This window comes from Bacillus sp. EE-W1 (genome assembly GCF_009760835.1).
In the GTDB taxonomy this organism is placed as follows: domain Bacteria; phylum Bacillota; class Bacilli; order Bacillales; family Bacillaceae_G; genus Bacillus_A; species Bacillus_A wiedmannii.
The window spans coordinates 148,225-159,975 of the sequence record NZ_WIPE01000060.1; the positions used below are offsets into that span (position 1 = coordinate 148,225).

The window sequence follows — 11,751 nt, forward strand, 5'->3', positions numbered from 1 at the left end:
GAGAAAAACAATGAGTAAATATAACAATAAGAAAGTTAAACTAGACGGTCATGTGTTTGATAGCAAAGAGTAAGTCTTTTAATTACTCTTTGTTTATATAGTAAAAGATTGTTAACGAAAATCCAAGGCTCTTTATATTGAGAAATAAAGAAGAATTATTATAAAGAAACTCATCTTTTTTCGTAAATAAAAGAGCAGCAAGCAAAAGCTAACTGCTCAATACAAAGAAAACTACTTCAAATGAGTTATGACATACAGTCTATATACAGTATTGACGGAAATTTTATTTTAAATCCAATTTACTTAAAGTAAATATCCCTACAGATATAATGGCTGCGCCTACTGCAGAACCTATCCAGTCTCTCAAGCTTAATGTATTTAAAGGTGTATCTGTTAGATCTATAATTAAAAAGATAGCAAAAATTAATATACCGAATGCTAAGCCTCCCCAAAATGTTTGTAACGATTTAATAATCTTCTGTCGGAATTTGTTCATATAAATCATCCTTACTAATGCTTTTAATTTTCATAAATAAATTATTGCATGTATGAAAATTGAAAGTACGAAATATGCACTATTGCATACTAAAACTCAAAAAAATAATCCATTCAAAAGTAAATAGATTGAATGGAGGGGAACCGTATCGTATGAATCAAAAGGAAATTAGTATTATGTATGATCGTAGCTTTACTTATGTTGGAAAGCTTAAAAAGAAGTGGGAAAGTGAGGAGAAACGGAAAGGACCGACTGATATGAGAGAAATAAAAAATACTAGGATTTTTCCTAGCATTCAATGTAATTAGTGTTTACTACGATTTTAATATTCTCTGGTGGAATGATATCTTGAATTTTTTCTTTTAAATCTACTTGAACCATTTCTTCAAGATGCTCAAGTGAAACTTCAAAGTTTATACATTCCGCAGTTTCGATGTTTAATAAAGAATAATTTTCATTCCTTTTAACAACAAGATATTGTGATTGATCTGTTATTAATATACAACCTTGTTGAATTCCTAATTTACGATTATCTTTAAAAGTCATAAATAAATCTCCTAACATTTTTCTGATAGGAATTGTACTACATAAAAATGTTAGTGTCTAGTCGGCCTTATGTAAGAACTGAAGCCAAACAAAATTCTTATTGTATAAAAAATAAAAGAACCCGTTTGTTATAAACGGATTCTTGCCTTAAGGTGTGCAAGGAATACAAGGTAACTGGCCTAGGGAAACCTGTAGAATTCCTTGTGATAATACTGTATGCAAAGGAATCAATAAGGTTAATGAAATCTAAACAAAATCCTTATTTAGACATAGAAAAGAGCACAATATATGTGCTCTTAGACAAGAAAGATAGATTCCTATGAGCGGAGAGTCTCCATACAATAACATATGCTTGTCCAGTTAAACGGTGAGAAGTATTTTTTGAAACCAACAATAAATGAATAGAGCGCCTTGGGAGAAAGACGCCCTAGGGGTGAATGTACTGTAACGACTATTCGGTTTAGTATATGGAATTTATTCAAGGTTCAAGACGATTTTGGTAAAAGAAAAAATGAAAAAGAGCGCATTTTTATATACACTCTTAGTAAGATAGGCGAATGTCTCATAAAATACAAATCTAAAAAGTTGTAATCAGATTTTTATGAGTTAATTTTTTATATTGTATGCCTTACTTGGAGTTATGGAGCATGTCATTAAAGAAAAGAGGCAAGTGGGAATTTTAATGAAATCGTTATTTAAATAAAAGAAACCCCGTTTGTCTGCGGGGTTCCTAAGGGTAATTGTCAAGTAATGACGTACTCGACTAAATAACCATATCATGAATTTTTTGGTAATAATACTGGTAAATGTGTCCAAATATATGATTGTTAATTTGAATAAAAACGCTATTTGTGCGACACGTTTCCCTATAAGTGTGTAAACACGAAATGGGAGGGTTATCAATTTTGATGGCAACAACGGATTGACCGAAAGTAGGAATGAAAGCCGTCAGGTTGAGCTGAAACCACTTATCTGATACTCCTACATGCAAGGCGTGATAGTAGTCACAAGTTGTATGAAGCTAGGTGAAGTCGACGTATATCATTTAAAAGGAAACCTATGCAATAATGAAAATATCAAATTTTTTAATTCAATCATTTCAATTTCGCAAGTGTATTCTTAATCTTCCACATATCGGTGGGGTATCTTTGTATAATCTGATCGTATCTCTAAATCACAACTTTTACCTCATTATCATCGAGTTAAAGTTTTAAAATGCTCCAAAATGAAAAATACGCTATTCTTTTTGTAGAATCATAGGAATGGTTGGCGTATGTTTCATTTTGTTTTGCTAACTTGATTTTGATGTGACGTAATCGTAAGTATTTAAAAATTTAAAAAGCCCCTCAATCATGTTATAGGGACCTTAATCACGCAAATGATCTGTAAATCAATTTATCTTTGATATACAGATCATTTGTATGATAATATTTATAAAAAATTGCTAAACCATGGAATTACATAAATGCTTTTAGAAGTTCTTGAATTAATGGTATTGCTCCACCTATAAATTTTAAAACTGCCATTGCGATTTCCATATTATTCGCTCCTCTGTTTTTGTATTAAGATGTGTTGAATCTTTATAACCTTATTGTAGTAAGCGCTTACATTTATAACAATACATTTTTGTATGCAATATTGCATATTTATACGTTTAGACAAAAATTATATCTCTACTAGTCATTCTTTAATGGTACCATACGGAGGTGAGAGTCTTTAAGGGTTCGCCATAATAGGAGGAAATATGGAAAGAGTACAAGTGATTTACAGTAATCTGAAAATTAAAAGTTGGGCTAAACAGGTATTAGCTGTAGGAGGAATATTAGGGTTCTGCTACTTGGTGTTATATGTTTTTAGTTTCTTAGTTGTTATGTAAAAATTATATAACTAAACTAGTAGAGTCTTGCCTTGATAGGTAAGGCTCTTTTGTTGTATCTGTGATGAGCAAAATACATACAAAACCTCTCAAGTTTGTCAGGTACTATGTATGGTGCCTTATTTCTCTATATTTTAGAACACTAATTCCTATCATTGAAAGTAAATAAACTTCTATTTAAAAGTACTCATTTATATTGAAAACACAATTTTATTGATAAAAAATGCGTTTTTATTAGATACATCTTAAAAAGACAAGTACAAGTTATATTACGTTTTGGTGAAATTTTTTTATCTGTGAAAAGGATTTAAATCTTACAAATAGATTTGATCCCTTTCTGTATATCATAATTCCTATATTACCATATGAATATAATATACTGAAAATGATTTAAAAGCAAGAATATTAGTAGGGGTCCGCCACATGTACATCAACTTAAGATTTTAATGTATGTGAAGTCTTTATTTCATAACAAGAGAAAAAGAGCACTTTGTATAAGTGCCCTTTAGAAAATAGCATAAGATAATTACTACATACTTAATCAACTGTAATATTTATCGCAAGAGTTGCTTTCACTATTACAGCAAATACAGAATGTTTTTTCAACGAATATACTAACACCACCATTTTCGTTAGTTGCATTTGTGAAAATAAGACTTTTAAAATCTTCTACTTGAAATATTCTAGTATCAAGCGCCTCCAAAGTTACAGTAATTGGTCTAGAAGAATTCCTTTTCACAATGGTTACTGTAACAGGAGGGAGACCACCAATAACAAAAAATTGAAGTAATGCTTTATTATGGTTGTTAGTGAAATCTTCAAATGCAGTGATTGTTGAGTTAGGGGGAACAAAAATATCTAGTAGTATATTTCCATTTAAATTAATCCCAGTACCAGATATCGTATGTGTTGCAATGGAGCAAGAAGCTTTTTGCTGTTCAGAATCCGACCGTTTTTTATAACATTTTTTACTATCATTGTAAAAGTAATCAGCCATCCTTATCTTACTCTCCTTTTTCGAGGTATCAATATATTCTATTTATCAAAAAGGAAAAGTGCTTGTACAAAAATATGAAATTCGCTCTATAAAGCTGAATGAAAACGCTATTTTAAAAGGTATTCTTTAAATTTCTACTTATACTAATATAAATAAAAAATGAATAATTTTGATATAACATACAAAAGATTGTTCAGGAAAGAGCAATATCCATAATAACATTTGAAGGTAGAATTATGATTGGAAATTTAAAACGCCATCCTCATTATGGTCACACTTTAGCTGACCATCCGATGGAGCATCATCGTCATCCATTATCACATCACGGTCCTATTGTACATGTTAAAGGAATCATAAAACAAGTGGAAGAAGATGATACAAACCCTCAAGGGGGTACTCATCAACATATTATAGTTGATCAAGTAGAACTTATTGATGCCCATGGATTACCAGAATCATTAACCATCGATACGATAGTATTTTGTGCAATTCGTTATGGGGATAATTTAGGAATACGAAATCGTATCCCAGATTTAGAAGAGGGAGAAGAAATTGAATTACAAGGTGAGTATTTAGATAAAACTACTGCGACTCCAAGCGAAGGGAATCCTGGGTATGTGGTAATACACTTTACTCATCGCCCTGTAGGATTTATTACGTATCATGGGACAGAGTACAGATAGAGATTTGAATATCAGAAAAAAACAAAACTAATTTCCAATTTTTCGAATGGAATGTATCACATGTAAGTGATACATTCCATGAATTACTTTATTACTAATAAGTATTTTATATTTAAACGTTTTGCATAACTTTACTCGAACTTTATGGGTGGAAGAGTTAAGGAGGAATCATAGATGAAGAAGGAATTGAAATTAGCGTTTTCTGGAGGTGGGTTTAGAGCGACTTTTTATGCATTAGGGGGATATAAACGTTTAGTTGAATGCAAGCTAGATCATTGTGTAAATAGTATTAGTTCTGTTTCAGGTGGCAGCATTACTGCCGCCGCTATTATGCTTGCATTGCATAAAGGTGGATCATTCCGTAATGTAAATGATTTTGAAGACCGCGTAGTGAATCCATTGGTAAAGTTAGGACAAATAGATCTTCGTACCAAGTTACTCACGAATTCGTTTACAAAACAAGCGTTATCTTTCAAATCTATTCGTGAAAAATGCAGCAAGGCCTTTCCGACAATGTTAGATAAATATTTATGTGAAGGGGTAAGAATGAAGGAATTAGAAAATTCCCCTATAAAATGGTACTGTAATACAACTTGTTTAGATACGATGAGGATGTTTTATTTTTCCAATCAAGAAATATATGGAACACTTATTGGAAAATCAAATGATTTTGATGATATTACAGTTTCTTATGCTGTTGGGACCTCAGCTGCTTTTCCAGTTTTATTCGCACCTATATCACTATCATTAGAGGGAAGAAATTTTAGTGATCCAGAAAATAGAATGCAGGGGAATCCTTTGTTGAAATTTGACACACTTTGGTTTTCTGATGGAGGAGTATTTGATAATATCGGGACTGAGCCGATATTAATATCAGATGGTGAGAACAAAAACAGTAGCTCCCCTTCAAATACAAAACATAGAAAAGAGCCTATGAAATTTATTCCTGATCCAGACGCAGGTATTGATGAAATTTACCTTGTTTTAGACGCTTCTGCATCTGAAAAATTTTGGAAAGAAGATGAAATACCTTCACATTTTGAATTAACTAAACGGATTTTAGATACATCTAATAGTCAAATTGTAGTTTTAAGGAGAAGATTATTAAAAACCTTAGATTCCAAAATATACCCAGGATTGCAACTTATTCTTAGTAAACCTATTCAATCATTATTCGAAAAAAATAATAATCCTTTTTATAATGATAAAACTCCTTTACCTGATTATAAATTACCAAATCGTTCTAAGGATGTTGAAAGTCTGTTAGCTGGTCTTCGCACTGATTTAGACAGCTTTCATGATAGTGAGATTAATACTTTAATGCGTGCGGGCGAAATAAGAATGGATATCGCGTTAAGGTCGTTATTACCTGAGTACATGGAGAATATAAATACCGTGCCTATTCCTGTATTTCCTTCGGAAGATATGGATGATCTAGAAAAAATATTACGCCGAGGTGGAAAACATAGATTTACGGGAGGATTTTTTGAGAATTTACATGATGTAGATAAATTTTAAAATAATGAAAATGTTTTGTGTAATTTTTATTTTGTTTAAAAATACTAATAATATTCATACGCTTGTAGTTTGAAATTATCAAATGGGGAATTTAAAAAAATAAATTAAAATAGCCAAAATGAGAATTAGCTAAATCAAACAATAGATAAAACTGAATATTATGTTGATAAAAGAAAATCATAGTTGTCATGCATGAGTGATAAAGTTAATCAAAAGAAATTAATAAATTTTAGAAGAGGGATTTTAAAGAGATATTATATAGTCCGACTAGAAAACTAGAGGACATCAATTCATTAAAGCAGCAATGAAAGTTGTTTTAGGAATAGGTGTTCTTTTTATTTTGAAAAGAGAGATGGGAAAATGAAGGTACTAAGAGATCAGTTACGTGAGTGAAAAAGCAATCCAAGAAAAGAAAGAAGAAAAAACAAAAAGAGAAATTAAGTACTCGTGAAATTGGGGGGAATGAGGATGCATAGTCCTTATTATGAACGTAGACGCGAGGCGTTAAGACAAAAGTTATTTTAAAATAAAAAGGAGTGCTTTTACATGATTAAACAATTATCTTTCTTACCAAAAATCGATAGAGCATCAACGCAAGAGAAGTTAGAGGGTGTTCTTATATAAACAGTTAGGAATGATTTGTAAGGAAATGAAAGTCACTCCTCCTTATGAAAGGAGAGAACATGGACCTATACATAATGTTGAAAAGGCTTTGGAGGATATAGCGATTGCTAATTTGCAACAAAGTGAGCATGAAGAGTGGCTGGAGTTAATGTCATTTTGTATTGATTAGTTTTTAAGCCTCTTAGATCATGGCTGTACTGGTAAGATACAGAGGGAGATTATTAATAAGCGTTATTTAGAAGAATCTGTATGTGATTATATGGTCTATAGCGAAATTGGAATGGCTGAACGTATTTATCATCGTTGGAAGTTCAGAGCAATTTCTAATTTAGCTTTTGCTCTTAAATTAGAAATTAAGAAGTAATTGATTTAAAGCCAAAAAAAGACCACCCTTTTAGGCGGTTTTCTTATTCATATATTTGTACCACAATTATTTTTTTGTATGTGGCTAAAACTAGTTTTTAAGAAGCATATGCTTTAGCAACTGCAGAAATTCTTTATCACTTTTATCATCTTTCATATAATCCTGTTCATAGTTAAAAATTATTCGCACTAACAAAAAAGCTGTTAGCGGTAATGGTACCTTATGAAAAGCCCCTTGCTGATAACCTTTTTCAAGCAAATTACTTATCATTTTAATTGCTTCTTCTTCAGATTTTTTAAAACAAGCTATAATTTCAGGTGAATGGTATTCTTTATATTCTTGAAAGAGTGTAGAAACAAATGGGTCTTGATGATATTCTAGGCTGATATAATGAAGGATTTTTTGTATTCGAAGTAAAACATCCTTTTCCTCTTTATATAAATCAAATAATTGTGAGCGTTTAAGTTGAATATGACGCATATAGCAGTCACATAATATTTGAGTTTTATCTGTATAGTAATAATAAATAGTTCCTTTACCAACTTTAGCTTTCTTTGCAATTTCATCAACCGTTGTGTTACGGACACCACGCGTAGAGAACAGTATTGTGGCAGATTGAATGATTTTCATTTTTTTATTTTCTTTTTCTAATTTTATCATCGTCTACACCCTATCCTTGAGATATTTAGCGGAGTTTTCTGTCATTACATTCTCTATCAGTCTATTTGTCATTTATTAACGCCTAATAGAAAGTCCTCTAGTTGCTTCTTATAGAATAACACACATCATTCCTATATCTAGTATATAACCATAATAGAATACGATTTTACATCTTAAGAATAGAAATGAGAGTATGAGATCATAGGTTATTAATTGGATGATGAGAATTCAAGTGAAAGGAGACGGCGATCTCCTCATCGATTGAATAATTTGATTTTTTACTCAATTCATTTTATTATATAAACATGACTAAAAGATGTTTTTAGTCGGATTTTTTTATGAAAAACCGACTGGTATTTGATTTTAGTCGGTTTCTATACTATTTGAGAGAAGGTAGACACTATGTGTGGAATTGCAGGGTGGATAGACTGGTCTAAAGACTTGTCTAATGAACAAGAAACGTTAAAAAAAATGACAGATGCTATCATTCACCGAGGACCTGATGCAGAGGGGCATTGGTTTTCAAAACGAGCGGCATTAGGTCATCGACGTCTCATCGTTATTGATCCTGAAGGTGGCCTTCAACCTATGCTGTATAAAGATGGAAATGATACGATTGGTCTTACGTTCAATGGAGAAATTTATAACTATCAAGAATTACGTAAAGAACTTGAGGAGAAAGGTCATGAATTTCAGACAAAGTCTGATACAGAGGTATTACTACATGCCTATTTAGAATGGCAAGAAGATTGTGTTCAACACTTAAATGGGATTTTTGCTTTTGGTATTTGGGATGAAAGATTTGGGAAATTGATGCTTGGTCGTGATCATCTAGGTGTGAAGCCTTTGTTTTTCGCTCAAAGAGGGAGTGCAATTCTCTTTGGTTCAGAGTTAAAAGTTTTACTTTCGCACCCACTTGTAGATGCAGAAGTAGATAAAGAAGGACTTTCTGAGATATTTTGTCTTGGACCAACACGTACCCCAGGTCATGCGATTTTCAAGGATATACACGAAGTGCGTGCTGGTCATTATATGACGTTTACCTCTAATGGCTCGGATACGACACAGTATTGGAAACTTGAAAGTAAAAACCATATAGATGATATTGATATGACAGTGGAGACAATCCGCTCCATTTTACAAGATACGGTTAAACGTCAGTTAATTGCTGATAGACCAGTGGTATCTATGCTTTCCGGAGGTTTAGATTCAAGTGGTCTAACAGGTTTAGCAGGAAACGAATTTGGGAATAAAGGGGAACACCTTCATACATATTCCCTGAATTTCATCAATGATGAAAAAGACTTTGAGCAAGACTTCCTTCGTTTCGATCGTGATGAACCTTGGGTGAAACGTGTGGCTGAATATGTAGGAACAAAGCATCACTCTATAGAGTTGGGATCAGATAGTTTAATAGAGCATTTATTAACTCCAATGCGAGCGCGTGATCTACCTGGAGTTGGAGAACTAGAAACGTCTCTTTATTTGCTATTTAAGGAAATGAAAAAAGACGCAACAGTTGCACTTTCAGGCGAATCCGCAGATGAAGTATTCTCAGGGTATCCATGGTTCCATCAAGAGAAGTTTCTAGATGCAGAGATATTCCCTTGGAGTGTTAATTTATGGTATAGTACAGAAATTTTATCAGAGGATTTTAAAGCGAAGATTAGCCCTGAAAAATATCAAAAACAAAAATTTGAAGATGCAGTTGCTGAGGTTCCCTTTTTAGAAGGTGAAAGTAATCTGCAAATGAAGCAACGTCAAATGTCTTACATGTTTATTACACGTTTCTTGCCATTTATGCTAGAACGAAAAGATCGCACAAGTATGATGAATGGCTTTGAAGTACGAGTTCCATTTTGCGATTACCGGCTTGTAGAATACCTATGGAATGTCCCATTCGAAATGAAAAGCATAGACAATATTGAAAAAGGTATTTTACGTAGAGCTTTTGAAAATGTACTTCCAGAGGATGTACGTTATCGTAAAAAAAGTGCATATCCAAGCACTAAGGATGCCTCTTATCTACAAGGTATTAGTGATTGGATGTTGCATGTGTTGAACAATCCTGAATCACCTATTTTGCCATTAATTAATGTAGAAAGAGTTCGTGCTATTGCAGAAGGAAAAGACGAAGTAATTTCAGGTAATGATGCACGAGGTATAATAGATTATTTACTTCAAGTTAATAGTTGGCTTCAGGAATATAATATTAAATTAGTATGGTAGATGTAATTTTTAAATAAAGAGAATAGCTGAAACATTAATGACCTAAGTGAACCGCATCTCCAATGTATTAGATAGTTATCTAACATTTGGAGATGCGGTTTTATTATCTTGATTTGCAATAACGCTAATCAGTTAGTAAATTAGAATTGAATAAGGGACATGGAAAGAACTAGGGGGAATAATATGAATTGGAGGTCCCACGTAAAGGAGAATACGATGAACCTTTTAATTAGAGAATTAGAAGTAGATGATTTAGACAATTTACCGGAGATTGATGATAGTTTTATAGTAGACTCTCGGTTAATTTTTTCTCTTTCAAAAGTAAATAAGCAAATAGAATATACAGTAGAAGACGTTCCAAGTTATGAGAAAAGTTATTTACAAGATCAATATAATGATGAATTAGCCTACACTGAATATATAAATAAGCCTGATCAAGTAATTTACATAGCAATTTTACATGACCAAATTATAGGAGAAATGGTATTGAAAAAGAATTGGAATCACTATGCTTACATAGAGGATATAAAGGTGGATAAAAAATATCGTTCACTTGGAGTTGGTAGGAGGTTAATTGAGCAAGCAACGCAGTGGGCAAAAGTAAGCAATATGCCAGGTATAATGCTTGAAACACAAAATAATAATGTAGCAGCATGTAGGTTCTATGAAAAATGTGGGTTTGTAATAGGTGGGTTGGATTTTTTAGTATATAAAGGGATACATGAAGAAAGCGATGAAGTTGCAATGTATTGGTATTTGCATTTCAAATGAAAGTACACCAAAACGCGGATATATAAATTCCTTGCTGTTACATTCGGGACACGCAAATAACTAAAAGAAAAAGGAGGTTTCTTTCTGAGATTAGGGGGCATCTTTGATTTTGCTACCAATAATCAAACGATATGTTAATTAGACTTGGATAAAATCAATAGGTAGGTATTTACGGTTGCCTTTCTATTTTTTTTTAGAATTGATTTAGTGAATCAAAATTCTATTTTTGTATATATCTTTTGTACTAGTAGATATAAGTCTAAAAGTATGTACAATTACACCATTTGGCTAGTGGGTAAATTTTATGAACTGATTTATACTAGTATTGTGTCTTGCCTTTTTAGGTGCAGTACACAGCCGGTGATTGGCTAGTGGAGGTTCTTCCATTTTGCCAGTGCCGGTTTTTTATTAGATAATAGAGAAAATAAAGTTTTTATAAAGAAAGAAGGGGTTGTTTTGAAGGATGTAAATTCTATCTTTATGAGAGAAAAGATTGCTAGTTCTTATCTTTATTTTATTTCTTTTCTTGGTTTGATTACTATAACTATATCTTTACTTGAAATTAAAATCCCTTCTCATCCAACAATACTAATATTGTTGTTACTATTTATGGGGATCGCAGAGTATTTTCCTGTAAGATTTTGGAGAGGAACTAGCTCGCTTACCTTTCCGATCATTTACGCAATGAATTGGCAGTTTGGAATCCATATAACTATTGTTGCTATTGTACTCGTTACGCTAATTATTCATCTGCATCGCCGTTCACCGATACAAAGAATGTTATTTAATAGTACTCAGCATGCACTTAGTTTGATCTTGGCCGAATGGCTCTCAAACAGATGTATGTCCTTATTAATTAATAAAATAGATATGTCGGTTCTGTATGGAAATTTAATATCTTTATTATTATTTTGTGTATTTTTTTGTTTTTTCAACAATCGCTTTTACGATTTGTTAATGATACTTCTTCCGCAGCCATATTCAATT

8 protein-coding genes and 3 pseudogenes are annotated in these 11,751 nt (G+C 32.2%); 6 read left to right on the top strand and 5 right to left on the bottom strand.

The window, feature by feature from the left end:
- Nucleotides 1-283 precede the first annotated feature (283 nt).
- From GFJ36_RS12205 to GFJ36_RS12220, 4 genes and pseudogenes are all read right to left on the bottom strand, one after another.
- A complete protein-coding gene (locus GFJ36_RS12205; protein ID WP_097892084.1) occupies nt 284-496 on the bottom strand; it encodes a hypothetical protein in 213 nt (70 codons plus the stop codon).
- Nucleotides 497-784: 288 nt separating this feature from the next.
- Nucleotides 785-1,042 (bottom strand): hypothetical protein, encoded by a 258-nt coding sequence (locus tag GFJ36_RS12210; protein WP_097892081.1) that lies wholly within the window; start codon nt 1,040-1,042, stop codon nt 785-787.
- A gap of 1,457 nt (nt 1,043-2,499) precedes the next feature.
- Nucleotides 2,500-2,686: pseudogene (locus tag GFJ36_RS12215) on the bottom strand (hypothetical protein).
- A gap of 773 nt (nt 2,687-3,459) precedes the next feature.
- Nucleotides 3,460-3,915 carry an exosporium protein D gene (locus tag GFJ36_RS12220; protein ID WP_097892076.1) on the bottom strand — a complete coding sequence of 152 codons (456 nt, stop codon included), beginning with the start codon at nt 3,913-3,915 and terminating at the stop codon, nt 3,460-3,462.
- 236 nt (nt 3,916-4,151) lie between these two features.
- Here GFJ36_RS12220 and GFJ36_RS12225 point away from each other — a divergent pair, with 236 nt between their 5' ends.
- The 3 genes and pseudogenes from GFJ36_RS12225 (at nt 4,152) to GFJ36_RS12235 (ending at nt 7,104) form a co-directional block, all read left to right on the top strand.
- Nucleotides 4,152-4,598, top strand: a complete 447-nt coding sequence (locus tag GFJ36_RS12225) for a hypothetical protein (RefSeq protein WP_097892073.1) — start codon at nt 4,152-4,154, stop codon at nt 4,596-4,598.
- Between the two features lie 174 nt (nt 4,599-4,772).
- The gene (locus GFJ36_RS12230; RefSeq protein WP_097892069.1) at nt 4,773-6,116 is read left to right on the top strand and encodes a patatin-like phospholipase family protein; all 1,344 of its coding nucleotides are present in this window, start codon (nt 4,773-4,775) and stop codon (nt 6,114-6,116) included.
- Nucleotides 6,117-6,662: 546 nt separating this feature from the next.
- A pseudogene (locus GFJ36_RS12235) lies at nt 6,663-7,104 on the top strand (ArpU family phage packaging/lysis transcriptional regulator).
- Between the two features lie 90 nt (nt 7,105-7,194).
- On the opposite strand, the gene GFJ36_RS12240 reads toward GFJ36_RS12235, so the two are convergent.
- Nucleotides 7,195-7,764: a TetR/AcrR family transcriptional regulator gene (locus GFJ36_RS12240; protein WP_097892066.1), complete on the bottom strand. Its 570-nt coding sequence runs from the start codon at nt 7,762-7,764 to the stop codon at nt 7,195-7,197.
- A gap of 402 nt (nt 7,765-8,166) precedes the next feature.
- On the opposite strand from GFJ36_RS12240, the gene asnB reads away from it, so the two are divergent.
- From asnB to GFJ36_RS29305, 3 genes and pseudogenes are all read left to right on the top strand, one after another.
- Nucleotides 8,167-9,993 carry an asparagine synthase (glutamine-hydrolyzing) gene (gene asnB, locus GFJ36_RS12245; RefSeq protein ID WP_097892063.1) on the top strand — a complete coding sequence of 609 codons (1,827 nt, stop codon included), beginning with the start codon at nt 8,167-8,169 and terminating at the stop codon, nt 9,991-9,993.
- 216 nt (nt 9,994-10,209) lie between these two features.
- The gene (gene satA / locus GFJ36_RS12250; protein WP_097892090.1) at nt 10,210-10,764 is read left to right on the top strand and encodes a streptothricin N-acetyltransferase SatA; all 555 of its coding nucleotides are present in this window, start codon (nt 10,210-10,212) and stop codon (nt 10,762-10,764) included.
- Nucleotides 10,765-11,220: 456 nt separating this feature from the next.
- Nucleotides 11,221-11,751, top strand: a pseudogene (locus GFJ36_RS29305) (GAF domain-containing sensor histidine kinase); the annotation flags it as partial.